Raw genomic sequence first — 18576 nt, 5'->3', positions numbered from 1 at the left:
TGACCGCAGTGCCTTGTCAGCCATTGCCATAGAAGCCAAAGAGAATCTAGGTATAGAAACCTATACCGCACTAGTAGACAAAGGATATCATAATGGCAAACAAATAGAAATCTGTAAACAAGCCAATATCACTACCATTGTAGCACAACCCGAACAAGGGAAAAGTAATCAAAACGGTACGACCAAGGATTATTTGGTAGCCCAATTTCAGTACCATCAAGACACCGATACCTACACTTGTCCGCAGGGCGAAACACTAAAAACCACAGGAAGTTGGCATAAGAAAACCACCGATAGAGACAGCTATAATTTTAAAAAATACCGAACCCCAAAATGCAAAGCATGTCCCGTAAAACATTTATGCACCAGTAGAGCATCAGGCAGAGAAATTGACCGAAGCCAATATGCCGATGCCGTAGAAGAAAACAACAAGCGCTATCATGAAAACCCACAGCTCTACCGCAAGCGCCAGGAAATAAACGAGCATATTTTTGGCACCATCAAACGCCAATGGGGTTACAATCACACCAATTTAACGGGATTGGAAAAAGTAAATGGAGAACACAGCCTGATTATGCTGGTCTATAACATCAAACGCAGTATCAATATCTTGGGCGTTCCCGATCTGATTGCCAAACTCAAAAAATGGAACTCACCTTACAAGGCAAAAGTCTTGTTTTTGCTAAAAACGAAGTATATAAAGCTGCAATTAGACTTCATTTTTTATCAAACTAAATTTGCAGCCTAAAAAAGGCGACTTCTTAAAAGACCTTATTTGAATTGTAGAGTCGTGAAATTTGAAGATTATATTAGAAAAAAGAGGTTTTTTCACAGCCTGACGTCCCGTGGCTTTCACGATGTTTGGGGATTAAATTAAGATTTATATTTCGGTTAAAGACTAAAAATAAAAGTACAAAACCATATTTAAATCAAGCCCAATACCCAAATATCTTGAAGCCACTGTTGTCATATCGGTTTTCTCTCCATTTTGGATTCGGAATCGATGTAAAACACAAGCTAAATGTCTGCATCTAAAACCAAGAATATAGGGTTGCTGAAACCAAAGCGCATACAAAGGAAAAGACCCAAATGTAATGAACCTTGGAAATTATTTTTTCATCATTTGAGATTGGTTTTTGAGTATCAATTCCGTCCCGTGATTGTAATGCATTATCTCGAATGTTATTCCGAAGACCAGTTAATGATATTATTTCGCCAAATGTCACGATTAGAGAGGCAAGGATTCCGAGTGCAGTTGATGTAATCGTGATTGAGTAAAACAAGTGTTTCATACAATTCATTTTTTCAGTATCAGCAAGTGATAGCATTATTCCTAAAAAACCAACCGCCATTGTGGTAACTGTTTTTACGTATATCATATACTTTTCATTTCGCTCATTTTGAACTCTATGAAATTCTTTTATATAAGCCTGTTCTTTTTCTGTAAACATATTTTTAAATTAAATTACTAATCATCGGTTCTTCGGAACCGTACTAAAACAAAAAAAAATGCAGGATTTAAAAATTCAAGACAAATTAATCTTTTTTGAGGCTAAAGAAGATTCAGAAAAGAAATTAGAATTAAAAGATAAAATATTACCATTAGTTAGTGGTTATACTTTAAATCAAATTCAATATGCTTTTAGATACGTTGAAAGTAGTCTTAAGGAGGAATATGTTATAAATCTTTCGGACTGATATTCTCAACAAGTTTAATATCTCTAAAATAAGTGCCATTTAAACATACTATTTCAGAGTTTTTTAGCCAAATACTATTTTCTGAGATACCTCCAATTAAATCTATGTTTAGGTAAAACTGTCTAGTAACTTGTCCTCTTGAACTTCCTGTGTTATTACAAGGCATAGCTGATACTTTTATAAATTGCATATTTTCTATTTTTCGTTATTTCTGTTTCGGTTTTTGGTTCTTATTTTTAGAGTTTTAAGATTGAGAGGGACGTGAATCCCTCTCAGCAGTCTACGACTTGGCTTTAGAATACGATTTGATTTGATTTAAATACAGATTTTAATGTGTCTTAACACTTATACCAAAGCGATGCGACCACTTTAATCAGTTTCACCAAGGAAGTTAATAAATCAACCCACTTGGAAATCTTTTCGAGTTTCCACATAATTTTCTTTAGCTTTTATACAGTCGCTGGACTGAAACAGGAAATAAGCTTCCTGTTCTTCTTAAAAACTTTGAGCATTAAACCCTATCATATTTGGTAGGGTTTTCTGTTTCGGTTCTCTAAACTGTATGACAACTAGTATATATGCGAAACAAACATTCGTGTATACACCCAAAATCGGGTAGATTGGCGAAGGTTTGTCTCGCTTTTTGTTTTTTCAAATATAGTAAATTTCTCTTATAAATCATCAAACGGACTTTTAATTTGTTGCAGACTTTTCGTACTTACGTGCGTGTAAATTTCGGTAGTTTTACTGCTGCTATGGCCTAATAATTCTTGAATGTAGCGTAAATCGGTACCACTTTCTAGTAAGTGTGTCGCAAAGCTGTGTCGCAACCAATGCAAGGTGGCGGGTTTTGTGATTCCTGCTTTTTTGAGCGCCTGTTTCAATATCAATTGTAAACTTCTGGCATCATAGGGTTGACCTTTGATTTGTCCTTCAAATAAGTACTTCATGGGTTTGTGAATGAGATAATATTCGCGCAGCATTTCTAAAATTTTGGGCGATAATGGAGCAATGCGATCTTTTTGACCTTTTGCTTTTTTTAGTAAAACCAAATTTCGTTTAGAGTCTATATGAACGGGTTGCAATGCTAATAATTCGCCACAGCGCAAGCCACAACTGTATATAAGCGAAAGCATCATTTTATGTTTGAGGTTGTTGTGGGCATTCAAGATTAGTTTTACCTCTTCTTTGCTTAGCACATTGGGTAATACTTTGGCGCGTTTGGGTCGGTGTATCTTGTCAATGTCAATTTTGGTGTCCAATACTATTTTAAAAAAGAGTTTGATGGCATTTACAATTTGGTTTTGATAGGATTCAGATAATTTTTTATCAAGGATGTAGTTGTTATTGAACAGGATTACATCATTGTTGTCTATTTCGGGGATTTTTTTTTCTGGAAAAAAGAGTAAAAATGTTTTTAAGGCCTCAGAGTACGTGGCTATGGTGTTCGGGCTATACCGTTTGGATTGCAACCATTGTTTGAATTTTTCTAAATAGTGTATGGCTTCCAGAGAAAGTTGCTCTACGTGTTGTGGTTGCAGTTCAAACTGGATTCTGTTTTCGATGGTGTCGGGTATGTGCCACAGTTTTTTTTGTTGACTCCATCTAGCGCCGCTTATTTGCTTGACTTGTTGAATGAGTTCTTGGTTTTTTTCGAAATAGAGTGCAATTCTATTTTCGTCTCTATGTTTTAAGGGTGTTGCTTTCCAGTTCATTGTGCCTTTTTTTTGGTGTTTAAAGATACATTTATTTTTAAGATTTTTACTTCATTTTGCGTTATGAATTGTTGCGTCTCTTTTTTTTTGTGTAAGGGATGATCCCGAGACTTCGGGAGGTATCCTTGTAGCGGAACGGAAAGATAAAGCCGAAAGCCCGACCCGAAGTTTTTACGCAGGGGTACACCCAAGAAGGAATTGAAGTTGTTTTGAGGGAATGAAGTGCAGAAAAATATTTTTTGATGTGGGTTTCAAATTAACCTATCTTTGCCAGCCGAACAATCGGGAGATATACGTTGCATAATTTTTTTGGCGCTGTGTTATTGTAGTGATAGGATAGGGTTTTTAAGAAAAATGTAGATAATACAATACAAAATGAAGTTTGATTTATTAAAAAAAGATCCGTTATCTAAGGCTAGAGCGGGAACTATTACCACCGATCACGGGGTAATTGAAACGCCAATATTTATGCCTGTGGGTACTGTTGCCTCTGTAAAAGGGGTGCATCAGCGGGAATTGAAAGAAGATATTAATCCTGATATTATTTTAGGAAATACGTATCACTTGTACTTGCGTCCGCAGACTGAAATTCTAGAAAAAGCGGGTGGTTTGCACAAGTTTATGAACTGGGACAGAAATATATTGACAGATTCTGGCGGGTACCAAGTGTATTCCTTGAGTGCCAATAGAAAAATTAAGGAAGAAGGGGTAAAGTTTAAATCGCATATTGATGGTTCGTACCATTTTTTTACACCCGAGAATGTGATGGAAATTCAGCGTACCATAGGTGCCGATATTATCATGGCATTTGATGAATGCACGCCTTATCCTTGTGATTACAACTATGCGAAGCGCTCTATGAAAATGACGCACCGTTGGTTGGATCGTTGCATCAACCACTTGGATACTTTACCCTTTAAATATGGGTACGAGCAAACTTTTTTTCCTATTGTACAAGGAAGTACCTATAAAGATTTACGCGCACAATCAGCAGAATATATTGCTAATTCCAACCAACAAGGAAATGCCATCGGCGGCTTATCTGTAGGGGAACCTGCAGAGGAAATGTATGCCATGACTGAGGTGGTGTGTGAAATTTTGCCAGAGGACAAACCAAGGTATTTGATGGGTGTGGGAACGCCTATTAACATTCTTGAAAACATAGCTTTGGGTATTGATATGTTTGATTGTGTGATGCCTACTCGTAACGCCCGCAACGGAATGTTGTTTACCGCTAATGGAACCATCAATATTAAAAATAAAAAGTGGGAAGCTGATTTTTCTCCTGTAGATGAGATGGGAATCACTTGGGTAGATACTGAATATACTAAAGCGTATTTGCGCCATCTTTTTGCTGCCAATGAATACTTGGGGAAACAAATTGCTACGATACACAATCTTGGTTTTTATATGTGGTTGGTTCGTGAAGCTAGAAAACATATCTTAGCAGGTGATTTTAAGCCTTGGAAAGAAATGATGGTGAAGAATATGAACCAACGATTGTAGTAATGTTTAAAGTTTTTTTAGTTTAAAGTTTAAAACTCTTTGTGTGAATTTGCAACTGTACTAAACCTTAAACTTTTAAACCTTAAACCTTAAACTTTTTTAAATGCTAACAATAATAGACAAATACATCCTTAAAAGATATTTAGCCACATTTGCGGTGATGCTGTTGTTGTTTATCCCCATCGGAATTGTAGTTGATGTATCTGAGAAGATCAATAAAATGCTGGAGAATAAAATCCCGTTTTTAGATATTGCTTTGTACTACTATAACTTTACGATTTATTTTGCGAATTCTCTTTTTCCGATATTTTTATTTTTATCGGTGATTTGGTTTACTTCAAAACTAGCCAATGACACTGAGATTATCGCTATTTTGAGTTCCGGAATTTCATTTACGCGTTTTTTACGGCCGTATATTATTGGTGCTTCTATAGTTTCTGTTTTTGTACTGTTGATGGGTTTCTTTGTGGTTCCAAAAGCCAGTGAAGGCTTCAATAATTTTAGGTACACGTACTTAAAAGGAGGCGGTAAAGAGGCGATGCTTGGCGACAATACCGATGTGTACCGACAAATTAGCGATGACGAGTTTATTTATGTAAATAGTTTTAATGCCGAATCTAAAACGGCTTTTAATTTTTCATTAGAAAAGTTTAAAAATCAGAAACTAGTGCATAAAATTACTGCTTCCAGAATTAAATACGACCCAAAGAAACGTAAGTATACCTTATACGATTATACGAAAAGAACGGTAGGTGAGACCAATGATGTTATTGTAAAACTCCCAGAAAAAGAGGTTGTTTTTAATTTTGATCTAGAGGATTTAGCGCCAGTGGTTTACATTGCTGAAACGTTGAGTTTAGGAAAATTAAACGCCTTTATTAAAAAAGAAAAAGCAAGAGGTTCCTCTACTATAAATGTGTATTTGGTGGTGTTGTATAAAAAATACAGTGTTCCAGTCTCAGCATTTATTCTTACTATTATTGCAGTTGCAGTTTCGGCTATGAAGCGACGAGGCGGTATGGGTACCAATTTAGCAATAGGGATTGCATTGGCTTTTGCCTTTGTATTTTTTGATAAAATCTTTGGAGTATTGGCAGAGAAATCCAGTATTCCGCCTATGTTAGCCGTTTGGTTACCTAATATTGCCTTTGGAATTTTAGCCCTTTATTTACTACGAAATGCAAAACGATAATTTAAAAAGTTATTTAAACCTCCATCTGATTGTTTTTATTTGGGGTTTTACGGCCATTTTAGGCGCTTTAATCACCATTACAGCAGATGCTTTGGTTTGGTATCGCATGTTTTTTGCCGCTGTTTTTTTAGCGTTGTTTTTGGTGTTTAAGAAAAAATCGTTTCAAATTCCCTTAAAGTCGTTCCTTAAATTGATTTTCGTCGGTTTATTGATTGCGTTACACTGGATCTTTTTTTTTAAAGCGATTCATGTGTCTAATGTGTCTATAACACTATCGGTTTTTTCATTGGGTGCCTTCTTTGCATCTATTTTAGAGCCACTCTTTTATGGTCGAAAGGTTTTGTGGTACGAAGTCTTTTTTGGACTTGTAATTATTGCTGGATTAGCACTGATTATGAAAGTCGAAATCAACTACCTTGACGGAATGTTGTATGCTTTAGCATCGATCATATTAGGGGTTTTGTTTACACTCATGAACGGTAAACTTATTGCAGTTCACGATCCCTCGGTAATCTCTTTTTATGAATTCCTGGCAGGTGTCACCTTTATAACCATTTACTTTTTGTTTCAAGGGAAATTCACGACAGAATTTTTTGTTTTGACTGCAAATAATTGGACTTTAATATTGATTCTGGCTTCTGTTTGTACTGCCTATGCTTTTACGGCTTCGGTCAAAGTGATGCAAAAACTAACTCCATATACCGTCATGTTGACGACCAACTTAGAACCTGTTTACGGCATTATTCTGGCTTATTTTATCCTTGGCGGAAAAGAGAAAATGAGTTTTGAATTTTACATTGGCGCACTGATAATTGTAATTACAGTAATCCTGAACGGTGCGATTAAACACTACCAAAAGGGCAAAACAGTTTAAGAAATTCTTGCTTTATTGAAGCAAACTTTTATACATAAATAGATTATTTACCTTTTTGAACGATTTAAAATTTTATATTTGCCGTTCGAAATAAAAACAAAAACGCAAAAATCCTATGGAATATTTAGATTTTGAGCTTCCAATAAAAGAACTAGAAGAGCAGTTAGACAAATGTCTTATTATTGGTCAAGAATCGGATGTTGATGTAACGAATACTTGCAAACAAATCAACAAAAAGTTAGAAGAGACTAAAAGACAAATTTATAAAAACTTGACCGCTTGGCAACGGGTACAACTTTCTCGTCATCCTAATAGACCTTACACTTTAGAACACATTACGAATCTTACTAAAGGGACTTTCTTAGAACTTTTTGGAGATAGAAATTTTAAAGATGACAAAGCCATGATTGGTGGTTTAGGTCAAATAGATGGACAATCATTCATGATTGTAGGTCAACAAAAAGGAATCAATACTAAGATGCGTCAGTATAGAAATTTCGGGATGGCAAATCCAGAAGGTTATAGAAAAGCGTTGCGTTTAATGAAAATGGCAGAGAAATTTGGCATTCCGGTTTTGACGTTGATTGATACTCCCGGAGCTTATCCCGGTTTAGAAGCCGAGGAGCGTGGGCAAGGAGAAGCCATTGCCAGAAACATATTTGAAATGATTCGTTTAAAAGTGCCTATCATCACCGTAATTGTTGGCGAAGGAGCTTCTGGTGGAGCATTAGGAATAGGTGTAGGTGATAAAGTATACATGATGGAAAACACTTGGTATTCTGTTATTTCTCCAGAGTCATGTTCTTCTATTTTATGGAAAAGCTGGGAATACAAAGAACAAGCTGCCGAAGCTTTAAAATTGACATCAGCTGACATGAAAAAACAAAAATTAGTTGATGATATTATACCAGAGCCTTTGGGTGGAGCACACTACGATAGAGCCACTACTTTTAAAACAGTAGAACAATATATCATGAAAGGTTTTAATGAATTGAAAGACTTATCAACAGCTGAATTAATCGCTCAAAGAATGGAGAAATACAGTAAAATGGGTGAGTATAAGGAGTAAAAGCTTACAAAATTATCTTTAATCCGAAGCCTTACCATTTCGGATTTTTTTTTGGTTATAAACAAAAAATAGTTATTTATAAACAATTATTTGTAACAACTCGATCTCAATATTTTTTTAATTTTTGCTACTTTCGCTCTATGGAAAATTTCAGAAATATAAACCCCGTAAAGGTGGATAAAACAACAATTATAAGTTTAGAAAAGGGGAAATTGCCTCCTCAGGTTCTCGATTTAGAAGAGGCGGTGCTGGGTGCCATGATGATTGATAAAAAAGGGGTAGATGATGTCATTGATATTTTACAACCTGATGCTTTTTACAAAGACGCACACAAACATATTTTTGAAGCTATTGTTCAGCTTTTTACCGAGACGCAGCCCATTGACTTATTAACTGTTTCGGCCCAATTAAAGAAAAACGCAAAATTAGATCTGGCCGGTGGAGATTTTTACCTGATTCAGCTTACGCAAAAGATTTCTTCTTCGGCGCATATTGAATTTCACTCCAGAATCATTTTACAAAAATTTATTCAGCGTAGTTTAATTCGAATATCATCAGAAATCATCGAAGATTCCTATGATGAAACTACCGATGTTTTTGATTTATTAGACAGAGCTGAGTCTAAACTCTACGAAGTAACGCAGGGAAACATAAAACGAAGTTCAGAAACGGCGCAGAGTTTAGTACTGCAAGCCAAAAAAAGAATCGAGGAAATTGCTGGTCAAGAAGGATTGAGCGGTGTAGCAACTGGTTTTGATAAATTAGATAAGATAACTTCGGGCTGGCAACCAAGTGATTTAATTATTATTGCAGCAAGGCCAGCGATGGGTAAAACTGCATTTGTATTATCGATGGCTAGAAATATGGCTATTGATTTTGGAATGCCAGTAGCTTTATTTTCGTTGGAGATGGCATCAGTTCAGCTGATCACCCGTTTGATTTCCTCCGAAACGGGACTTTCATCAGAGAAGTTGCGTACCGGTAAATTAGAAAAACACGAGTGGGAACAATTGAGTACCAAAGTGAAGAATTTAGAAAAAGCACCGTTGTTTATTGATGACACCCCTTCGTTGTCTATTTTCGATTTACGGGCTAAATCAAGACGTTTGGTTTCGCAACACGGAATCCGAATTATAATTGTCGATTATTTGCAATTGATGACCGCTGGAGGAAACGGAAAAGGGGGCGGAAATAGAGAGCAGGAGATTTCTACTATTTCCCGAAACTTAAAAGCATTAGCCAAAGAATTGAATGTTCCTGTTATTGCCCTTTCACAATTATCACGTGCCGTAGAAACCCGTGGTTCTAGTAAAAGGCCTTTATTATCGGATTTACGTGAATCTGGGGCGATTGAGCAAGATGCCGATATTGTTTCGTTTTTATACCGTCCGGAATATTATAAAATTGACGAATGGGATGATGATGAAGCTTCGCCAACAGCAGGACAAGCCGAAATTATGATTGCAAAACACCGTAATGGTAGCATAGAAAACGTTCGATTAAAGTTTATAGGGCACCTCGGGAAGTTTGATAATCTGGAGGATTTTAGTGGAGGTTATGACGATTTACCATCGAGTATGAATCAAGAGGACAATCCTTTTATTACAAAAAATTTACCATCAGCAAATGATGCTTTCGGGAGTAATTTGAATGATTTTGATGATGACAGTGATGTTCCTTTTTAATAGTTTGTTTTAGTTGTATAATATGCCCTCAATGAAAATTTTGTGGGCATTTTTTATTAAAAGTATCAGTATATTTTTAATAAATTAGAATGTTCTTTTTGTGAAAAAAATTGAATAAATTAGCTACGCTTATTTAGTAAAGTAAGTTCTATAAAACTAACCTTAAAACACACACACAATTATGGACAACGAAAATTTCCCTGGGTCAATTGAAATTTTATTGCAAACTGCCGAAAAATGGACCAAAGCGTTTCAAAACAATATTGAAATTGAGGATTCTAAAAAGAAAGTAAATGCTTTTTTAATTCCAAGAGAAAGTCTTGAAGCAGTATTAGCTCTTAAAACAGAAGCTGTGCGTGCCTATATGGGTATAAATGATAATAATGAAGAAACGCTCTTGTTTGTAGGAGCAAACAAAGATGAAACTGGGATTTACAGAGACGTTTTTGGAACTTCGGAAACTGAAAAAGAGCCTAACGTAGATGAAGATATTAGTATTGTGTATGATGCTTCTAGACCTTGTCCTCCATATGGAGATCCTAACAGTCCACTTCAAAATTGATACTAATAAATTTGATATTTGTTTATTTAGGATATTTTATATTACTACTAAACTTTTTTTTATACTGGGGAGGTTTTTCTAAATATGGGAAAACCTTTCAGTATCTTATTTATTATCTTACAGTTTTAGTGATTGTACAAGTAAGTATGGAAATTTTAGTACTTCAAAGTATAGATAATTTATATTTCATTCACGTTTACTTTATAGGTCAGTTTTTGTGTTTGGGATTTTTTTATAAAACATTAATGAAGACAAAATCACAAGTTGCCATAATACAATACAGTATGCTTGCAGGTTGCGTAATACTTATAGTTGATTATGGATTCAATCCTGAACAATTTTTTAAGTTTAATTTACTTGAAATTGCTCTTACCTCATTACTTGTAGTTTTATATGCCGTAATGCATTTGTACAACATGTTGTTAGAGAAGAAGGAGTATTATTATTTAACCATAGGAATAATTATATATTTATTAGCAAGTACTGTTTTATTTTTTGTAGGAAATTTAACAATTGGTTTGAGTGAAGCTGTTAAGTTTTTGACCTGGACGTTAAATTCATTTTTCGTTATTGTTTATCAGTTGTTTATACTTTTCGAATGGAAAAGAAGTTTTTACAAAAAAGCAATTAAAAACTAAATTATGTTGAAAAATCTAGCGAATGAGAAAGAAATAGTAGAAATTATATTTTACATCTCTGGTTTTTTTATAGTCATTGCGGTGACTTTAATTATATTTTTCTATTTTTCAAGAAAGAAAATTATTCAAAAGGAATTAGAAAAGAAAGACTTAGAAATTCAGTATCAAAAGGAACTTTTAAGTGCCGTAATCATTACGCAAGAAGAGGAACGCAAACGTATTGCACAAGATTTACATGACGATATTAGTTCTAAGCTAAATATAGTTTCCTTAAACAGTTACTTGCTTACGGCACCTAACTTAACCGAAAATGAAACACTTGGGATTACAAAAACTATAATTGAGCTCACGAGCAAAGCACTTGATAGTTCAAGAAAAATTGCTCACGGGCTGCTGCCTCCCGTTTTAGAAAAATTTGGACTTCATGCCGGAATTGAAGAATTGTGTTTAGAATTCAGTAGTTCTAGAGCGGTGGAAGTAACGTATGAAAATAAAACGAACTTTGACATTACTGATAACGACAGGCACTTGCATGTATTTAGAATTTTGCAGGAATTAATGAACAATTCGTTGCGTCATGGAAAAGCATCTCATATTTCGATTGTTATCGAGGACATACAAGAAATGAAAACATGCACGTATCAAGATAACGGAATAGGTTTTGACAGCATTAATATCGATAATCAAAAAGGATTAGGAATGAAAAATATAGAAAGCAGAGTTGCTTTTTTAAAAGGAGAAATGATCCTAGAGAGTGCAGTAAATAAAGGAGTTTCGGTACTTTTTAACTTTTAAAATGAGAGACGCTATCAAAATAATATTAGTCGATGATGAAGTCCTTTTTAGAAAAGGAATCTCCTTCTTGTTGGGACGCGAAGCTAATATTGATATTATTTTTGAAGCCTCAAATGGGGAGGATTTGATTTTTTATTTACAACACAACACCAATAATCATCCAGATATTATTATCATGGATTTAAAAATGCCTGTAATAAATGGTGTTGAGGCTACCAAGATTATTAGAAAGGAATTTCCAGAGCTGAAAATCATTGCACTTACTAGTTATGATTCTAAATCTTTTGTGGCCAATATGATAGATGTTGGAGCAGTTTCCTACTTGATAAAAAATGCTACTCCACAAGAATTACTCACTACAATAAATGAAGTAGCTTCAAAGGGTTTTTATTACACGGATTATGTAATGAAAATTATTCAAGACGATGTTTTGACAACTAAAAAAACTAAAAGTAATTTCGATTCTAACTTTCTTAGTCCACGTGAGATAGAAGTACTTAAACAGATCTGTCTTCAAAAAAGTACGGCAGAAATTGCGGATCAACTCTTTATTAGTCCCAGAACGGTCGAGGGACATCGCAACAATTTACTCTTAAAAACCGAATCTCGGAATATAGCTGGATTAGTAGTTTATGCTGTTCAGAATTCACTTTTACAATTGAATGATTAATGAGTTGAATTCAATGTTCAATAATTTTTGGAATGTCTGTTGTATTAGCTAGTTGTAGTTTTGGGCTCAATAGAAGTCTTTAATTCATATTTTGCAGTATACTAAGTCTACATTTGAAGTTGTTTTCACTAATTTTTTCACGGAATCTTTGCCTCTTAAATTTTTCAAATACGATACTAAAAAAGTCGAATGTTTACTTGTCTTTAATTCAGTATCATATTCAGTATCATTACGTATAAAATCGTTAGAAATTATAGTAAGTTGTTCCTCTATCAGGTCACAATCGAAATACTCAATGTTTTCTGCTGTCAAATTAGTATGCCTTAATGCAAAACAAATTCTGTTATCGACTTTACTAACTGCTAGATTTTTTATAAAATCCGAATAAAAAGGATTGGCGATAGGACCAAAACCAATTTTAAACTTACCTTTTCTCAGTATGCCGTGTTCAATATCATTTAAGGAAAGTACTGAGCCCGCAATTTTGATTCTTTTAAGATCAAAAATTTTAGTATTTTGATTGAGATCATTGGAGATGATGAGGTAGAAAGCATTGTAAACATTGATCCAAAATGCTTTTTTTAAATCATCAGTATCTAAGTTTTTTTCAAGTTTTACTGGATCAATATAGAAAAATTGTCTTCTCATTGAATCAGTATCTATTTCTAAATTAGCCAAATAAAAAATCTCTTCTGCTAAAGTGTTGTAGTAGTTTTTCACAATAATTAGGTGCTGTATTTGGGGATTTAAAAAAAGTTTTTATTTAAAAATAAAATGATAACACAAATAATAAAAGGTAACAATTAGCGCTATTAAGACCGCTATTGCTGCTTTTTTTACAAGATCCATTACACTCGCTTTTCTATTTTTTTCGGGATGATTTAATACTAAATTTTTCATGGTAGTAGATTAAGTTTATGTGTCAAATTTATAGATAGAAAATGGTTTGGCTATACGTAGTTTTACGTGTTTTTATTATAAACTATTCTAGAAGAAATATTTAATGAAAGATTAAAGCATTTAAATGACTTACTTTCTATCTTTGAGGTATAAAATCTTAAATCGATGTATAAAGCATTTCTCTATACGTTTCTTCTCTTGCTAACGATAACAGTAAAAGCTTCTTTTATTTTGTTGCCAATGGATGAAACTAGCCAAAAAAACCATCTCAAAGCATACGGAATCACCTATTGGTGTTTAAATAAAAATTACAAAGCCAGTTGGTTGTTGAACTATCGCGGGGGGTCTTTTCTATTGCCTGATGCGGATGAAATTCGCAAAGAGTGTCAAATTCGTGGTGTGAGTTTTGAAGTAATTTCAGATGGTGATGAAGTAGCGATTTTAAATGAAATATCAAGTCCTTCTCAAAATATGGAATCTGTGATACTTGAAAAAGCACCTAAAATTGCGGTTTATACACCAAAAGGCAAACAGCCTTGGGATGATGCAGTTACTCTGGTGTTAACGTATGCCGAAATTCCTTTCACACCTATTTATGATGAAGAAGTTTTAAGTGATCAATTGTTGCTTTATGATTGGTTGCACTTGCATCATGAAGATTTTTCAGGGCAATACGGTAAATTTTATGCAGCTTATAAAAATGCGCCGTGGTACATTGAACAAAAAAAAGATGCTGAAGCATTAGCAACCAAACTTGGTTTTACTAAAGTTGCGGTAGAGAAAGGTGCTGTAGCCAAAAAAATAAGGGATTTTGTCATAGGCGGTGGCTTTATGTTTGCAATGTGTTCAGCAACGGACAGTTTTGATATTGCACTCGCAGCTGATGGTGTTGATATTTGTGAAACCATGTTTGATGGAGATCCTAGTGAAGGCAACTACCAGTCTAAAATGAATTACAGTAATTCATTTGCATTCAAGGATTATATATTAGAAAGAAAACCAGAACAATATGAATTTTCAGATATTGATATGACTCCTAAGCGCCGAGTTCCTGTAGATAAGGATTATTTTACATTGATGGAATTTTCTGCAAAATGGGATCCAATTCCAAGCATGCTTTGTCAAAATCACACGCAATTAGTCAAAGGATTTATGGGACAAACGACTGCTTTTGATAGCGCATTAGTGAAGTCTAATATTTTAGTGATGGGAACTTGTGAGTTGAATGGTGAAGTCCGATATTTAAATGGACAAAGAGGGAAAGGCATGTTTACTTTTTATGGCGGTCATGATCCAGAGGATTTTCAGCATCAAGTAGGCGATCCTCCTACGGTTTTGGATCTGCATCCCAATTCTCCTGGCTATCGCTTGATTCTAAATAATGTCTTGTTTCCGGCAGCAAAGAAAAAAAAGTTAAAAACTTAATTTCTCCATTTTAAATATATCAAAGTCTGTTACATGAATTATAAAGTCATTTTACAAGAAATATATAACGAATCTAAAAAACGCCCATCACAAGGGAAGGTAACTTCTTCTATTCCTGAATTAGCTAAAGTAAATCCAGATAAATTTGGGATTCATTTAACAACAATTGAGCAAGAAGACTTTGCGGTAGGGGATAGTAATGAAAAATTTTCTATACAAAGTATTTCTAAAGCTTTGACAGTCGCATTGGCATTTTCTTTTTTGGATGAGAAAATATGGAAGCGTGTGGGAGTAGAACCTTCAGGGAGTGCTTTTAATTCATTAGTACAATTAGAATATGAAAAAGGAATTCCACGAAATCCTTTTATTAATGCAGGCGCAATAGTTATAGCAGATATGCTTGTGACTCATTTAGAAAATCCAAAACAAGATTTTCTGGATTTTATAAGAATGATTTCAGGAAGTACAACAATAGATTTTAATTTAAAAGTAGCACAATCTGAAAAAGACACTCGTTTCAGAAATGCCGCTTTGGCTAATTTTTTAAAATCTTTTGGGAATATAGATAATGATGTTGACGAAGTTTTGGATTTTTATTTTCATCAGTGTTCTATAGAAATGACATGCAAAGAATTAGCTTATTCCTTTTTCTTTCTAGCCAATGAAGGAAAAACTAAAGCTGGAATACCAATTTTAACTAAAAGCCAAGTAAAGAGACTCAATGCCTTGATGCAAACCTGTGGTTTCTATGATGAATCAGGAGAATTCACCTATAAAGTAGGATTGCCTGGTAAAAGCGGAATAGGAGGAGGAATTGCGGCTTTGTTTCCTAAAAATTTCGTGGTTGCCACATGGAGTCCGAGATTAAATGAAAAAGGAAATTCAGAGTTAGGGATGCATGCATTAGAAGTATTGACAACTAAAACCGAAATGTCAATTTTCTAAAAATACAGGTATTAAGGTATGAATTTTAGCCCTGATTAAGCCGATATCCTTTGAGAGGAACGAACAAAGATAAAGGCGAAAGCAGGAAATAGCTCCTAAATTAAAAGCATCATTTATTGGGGTAAAAGTTTGATTAAAAAACAAACAAAAACTACTTGTTACAGTAGCTTTTGTTATTTATTGAAAAAAATTAGACGATCCCATTCTCGTTTTCTTTGTCTAAATATTCTTGTACAATTTCGATCGCATTTGTAACAACATCGCTCAATGCAGTGATAAAGCTTCCTTCTTCGGCGCTATTGATTGCATGTTTAATAGCTTCAACTTCTTTGGGAATGATTTCGTGAGTAATGGGTCTGCCAGACTCTGATATTCCCTCAAGTAATAATTTATTAATCTCAGCTTCTGTTCTACCTCTTAAGTGTTTTTCTTGTCGTATGATAATATGATCAAACATGCGTCCTGCAATTTTTGCACATTCTTTAATATCTTCATCACGACGGTCACCAACTCCAGCAATAATTCCAATTTTTTTCGTGGCTTGCACACTTTGCAAATAGTCTTCAACACCTGCATAACCAGAGGCATTGTGAGCAAAATCAATTAATACTTTGAATTTTTTAAACTCAAATATATTCATACGTCCAGGAGTTTGTGCTGCACTTGGAATGAAAGTTTGCAACGATAAGCTAATATCTTCGGTTTTAAATCCCCATAAATAACTTGCCAAAGTGGCAGCAAGTACATTTGCAATCATGAATTTAGCTTTTCCTCCTAATGTTAGTGGAACGTGACTGGCGCGTTCAATTCGGATTTTCCATTCCCCTTTCTTGATGGTAATATATCCATTTTCATAAACGGCAACTGTTTTTCCTTCGGCACATAGTTTTTTGATAAATTCATTGTCTTCGCTCAAACTAAAGTAAGCGACATTACAATTCAAATCTTGACCTATTTTTATACAATGCTCATCGTCTCCGTTTAAAACTGCCCAACCATTTTTCTTGATACTTTTTACTACAGTAGCTTTTACTCTCGCTAAATCATCTAAGGTATGAATGTCATTTAAACCCAAATGGTCTTCTTGAATGTTAGTAATAACTCCAATATCACATAGACTAAAACCCAAACCAGATCGCAGGATTCCGCCTCTGGCAGTTTCCAGAACAGCAAATTCTACCGTTGGATCTTTCAAAATGTACTCTGCGCTTAGTGGTCCAGTAGTATCGCCTTTTTCCATCATGTGATTTTGAATGTAAATCCCATCAGAAGTAGTGAATCCGACCTTAAAACCATTATTTTTTACAATATGTGCTAAAAGTCGGGTAGTAGTAGTTTTTCCATTGGTTCCTGTAACGGCAATAATAGGAATTCGACACGATTTTCCCGGAGGATACAGCATATCGATTACCGGAGCCGCTACATTTCTTGGTAAACCTTCAGAGGGAGCAAGGTGCATTCTAAAACCAGGAGCTGCATTGACTTCTAGGATAACGCCTCCGTTTTCCTTTAATGGTTGTGTCAAATTTTCGGCCATTATATCGACTCCACACACATCAAGCCCTATGACTCTTGAAATACGTTCAGCAAGAAAAATATTCTCTGGGTGCATCATATCAGTAACATCAACTGATGTGCCTCCAGTACTTAAGTTTGCTGTAGATTTTAGGAATACAATTTCACCAATTTTAGGAATGGTTGCTAAGGTATAGCCTAGTTTTTCTAGTAAATCTTCAGTGTCACGATCAACATCAATTTGAGTCAGTACATTTTCATGACCATACCCTCTTCTAGGATCTAAGTTTGTGGTAGTAATTAATTCTTGAATAGTAGCTGTTCCGTCACCAACTACATGAGCAGGAACTCGCTTTGCCGCAGCAACTAATTTGTTGTCAATGACCAATATTCTATAGTCGAATCCCGTAATAAATTTTTCTACAATGATGCGTTTGCTGTATTCTTTGGCGAAAGCCAAACCAGAAACCGCATCTTCCCAATTTGTAACATTGATAGAAGCTCCTTTTCCGTGATTTCCATCCAATGGTTTTAACACGATTGGGTAGCCAATTTTTTTTATGGTCTCTGCCAAATCGTCTTCGTTTACACAAATGCTTCCGCTGGCAACAGGAATCGATGCCATATCCAACATTTTTTTGGTAAGTTCTTTATTGCATGCGATATCAACAGCGATACTACTTGTTTTACAGGTAATGGTAGCTTGAAAACGCATTTGATTGATCCCATATCCCAGTTGTACTAATGAATTTGTTCCCAATCGTATCCAAGGAATATCTCTAGAAACCGCTTCTTCTACTATACTTCCGGTACTTGGCCCAAGCCGAACACGTTCCCGTATTTCGCGCATTTTCTGTAAGTCGGCATTCAAATCATAATCAGTTCCTGCGATTAAGGCTTCAGCAATTGCGACTGAAGATTCCGCAGCAAAAAGCCCTACATTTTCTTCGGTATAGCTAAACACTACATTATAAGTTCCAAGTGTTTTAGTTTCTCTAGTTCTACCAAATCCCGTTTCCATTCCAGCTAGAGACTGTATTTCTAGGGCAATGTGCTCAATGACATGTCCCATCCAAGTACCACGTTCTACTCTAGAAAAAAATCCGCCACGACATCCTTCAGAGCAGCGATGCTCAATCAGTGAGGGAAACATAGTCTCGATTCGTTCTCTAAATCCCTCGATTTTATTGGTGGGAAACTGTTCCATTTCTTCTAAATCCAAACGCATTTGGATTAATTTTTTTCTACGAATGCTCCAGATATTTGGTCCGCGAAGTGCTTGTATTTTGATGATTTTCATAAAATGAAACTATTAATTGTATATTGAAATTGGTTTTTGTTTGGCTAGAATTTAAAAAATTAAAATGAAGATTTATCGGGATTTACA

The 18576-nt window shown here is 34.8% G+C and carries 18 protein-coding genes; 13 read left to right on the top strand and 5 right to left on the bottom strand.

All coding sequences use genetic code 11. The features are described from left to right. A partial coding sequence (locus ACNQGB_RS15415) for a transposase (protein ID WP_472777136.1) occupies nucleotides 1-748 on the top strand: 748 nt, incomplete at its 5' end. A gap of 283 nt (nucleotides 749-1031) precedes the next feature. Here ACNQGB_RS15415 and ACNQGB_RS15410 read toward each other — a convergent pair. Next, nucleotides 1032-1379: a hypothetical protein gene (locus ACNQGB_RS15410; protein ID WP_417945955.1), complete on the bottom strand. Its 348-nt coding sequence runs from the start codon at nucleotides 1377-1379 to the stop codon at nucleotides 1032-1034. 130 nt (nucleotides 1380-1509) lie between these two features. Between ACNQGB_RS15410 and ACNQGB_RS15405 the strand changes: the two genes are divergently transcribed. Then, entirely contained in the window at nucleotides 1510-1698 is a 189-nt protein-coding gene (locus ACNQGB_RS15405) for a hypothetical protein (protein ID WP_417945953.1), read from the top strand. Here the strand turns inward: ACNQGB_RS15405 and ACNQGB_RS15400 are convergent. Next, the gene (locus tag ACNQGB_RS15400; protein WP_417945951.1) at nucleotides 1679-1888 is read right to left on the bottom strand and encodes a hypothetical protein; all 210 of its coding nucleotides are present in this window, start codon (nucleotides 1886-1888) and stop codon (nucleotides 1679-1681) included. The genes ACNQGB_RS15405 and ACNQGB_RS15400 overlap by 20 nt on opposite strands. A gap of 481 nt (nucleotides 1889-2369) precedes the next feature. Beyond that, a complete protein-coding gene (gene xerA, locus ACNQGB_RS15395) occupies nucleotides 2370-3413 on the bottom strand; it encodes a site-specific tyrosine recombinase/integron integrase (RefSeq protein ID WP_417945949.1) in 1044 nt (347 codons plus the stop codon). 375 nt (nucleotides 3414-3788) lie between these two features. On the opposite strand from xerA, the gene tgt reads away from it, so the two are divergent. From tgt to ACNQGB_RS15350, 9 genes are all read left to right on the top strand, one after another. Next, nucleotides 3789-4919 (top strand): tRNA guanosine(34) transglycosylase Tgt, encoded by a 1131-nt coding sequence (gene tgt, locus ACNQGB_RS15390; protein ID WP_417945947.1) that lies wholly within the window; start codon nucleotides 3789-3791, stop codon nucleotides 4917-4919. A gap of 103 nt (nucleotides 4920-5022) precedes the next feature. Then, a complete protein-coding gene (locus ACNQGB_RS15385; RefSeq protein ID WP_417945945.1) occupies nucleotides 5023-6111 on the top strand; it encodes an LptF/LptG family permease in 1089 nt (362 codons plus the stop codon). Continuing rightward, nucleotides 6098-6985: a DMT family transporter gene (locus ACNQGB_RS15380; protein WP_417945943.1), complete on the top strand. Its 888-nt coding sequence runs from the start codon at nucleotides 6098-6100 to the stop codon at nucleotides 6983-6985. The genes ACNQGB_RS15385 and ACNQGB_RS15380 overlap by 14 nt, the downstream gene beginning before the upstream one ends. A 115-nt stretch (nucleotides 6986-7100) precedes the next feature. Then, nucleotides 7101-8054: an acetyl-CoA carboxylase carboxyltransferase subunit alpha gene (locus ACNQGB_RS15375; RefSeq protein WP_417945941.1), complete on the top strand. Its 954-nt coding sequence runs from the start codon at nucleotides 7101-7103 to the stop codon at nucleotides 8052-8054. 140 nt (nucleotides 8055-8194) lie between these two features. Continuing rightward, nucleotides 8195-9739 (top strand): replicative DNA helicase, encoded by a 1545-nt coding sequence (dnaB, locus tag ACNQGB_RS15370; RefSeq protein WP_417945939.1) that lies wholly within the window; start codon nucleotides 8195-8197, stop codon nucleotides 9737-9739. A 181-nt stretch (nucleotides 9740-9920) separates the two neighbouring features. Continuing rightward, nucleotides 9921-10301, top strand: a complete 381-nt coding sequence (locus ACNQGB_RS15365; protein WP_417945938.1) for a hypothetical protein — start codon at nucleotides 9921-9923, stop codon at nucleotides 10299-10301. A 245-nt stretch (nucleotides 10302-10546) separates the two neighbouring features. Beyond that, nucleotides 10547-10939, top strand: coding sequence for a hypothetical protein (locus ACNQGB_RS15360; protein WP_417945937.1), 393 nt, complete (start codon nucleotides 10547-10549; stop codon nucleotides 10937-10939). A 3-nt stretch (nucleotides 10940-10942) separates the two neighbouring features. Further along, nucleotides 10943-11734 (top strand): sensor histidine kinase, encoded by a 792-nt coding sequence (locus ACNQGB_RS15355; protein ID WP_417945933.1) that lies wholly within the window; start codon nucleotides 10943-10945, stop codon nucleotides 11732-11734. 1 nt (nucleotide 11735) lies between these two features. After that, nucleotides 11736-12404 (top strand): response regulator, encoded by a 669-nt coding sequence (locus ACNQGB_RS15350; protein WP_417945931.1) that lies wholly within the window; start codon nucleotides 11736-11738, stop codon nucleotides 12402-12404. An 84-nt stretch (nucleotides 12405-12488) separates the two neighbouring features. Here ACNQGB_RS15350 and ACNQGB_RS15345 read toward each other — a convergent pair whose 3' ends face one another. Continuing rightward, nucleotides 12489-13124, bottom strand: a complete 636-nt coding sequence (locus ACNQGB_RS15345; protein WP_417945929.1) for a DUF547 domain-containing protein — start codon at nucleotides 13122-13124, stop codon at nucleotides 12489-12491. Nucleotides 13125-13469: 345 nt separating this feature from the next. Here ACNQGB_RS15345 and ACNQGB_RS15340 point away from each other — a divergent pair, with 345 nt between their 5' ends. Next, entirely contained in the window at nucleotides 13470-14729 is a 1260-nt protein-coding gene (locus ACNQGB_RS15340; RefSeq protein ID WP_417945926.1) for an asparagine synthetase B, read from the top strand. A 33-nt stretch (nucleotides 14730-14762) separates the two neighbouring features. After that, complete coding sequence (locus ACNQGB_RS15335; protein WP_417945924.1) at nucleotides 14763-15674, top strand: glutaminase; 912 nt, start codon at nucleotides 14763-14765, stop codon at nucleotides 15672-15674. Between the two features lie 190 nt (nucleotides 15675-15864). Here ACNQGB_RS15335 and cphA read toward each other — a convergent pair whose 3' ends face one another. Next, nucleotides 15865-18489 carry a cyanophycin synthetase gene (gene cphA, locus ACNQGB_RS15330; RefSeq protein ID WP_417945922.1) on the bottom strand — a complete coding sequence of 875 codons (2625 nt, stop codon included), beginning with the start codon at nucleotides 18487-18489 and terminating at the stop codon, nucleotides 15865-15867. Nucleotides 18490-18576 lie beyond the last annotated feature (87 nt).

This window comes from Flavobacterium frigidum, from assembly GCF_048286795.2.
This window is presented reverse-complemented; position numbering and strand designations above follow the sequence as displayed.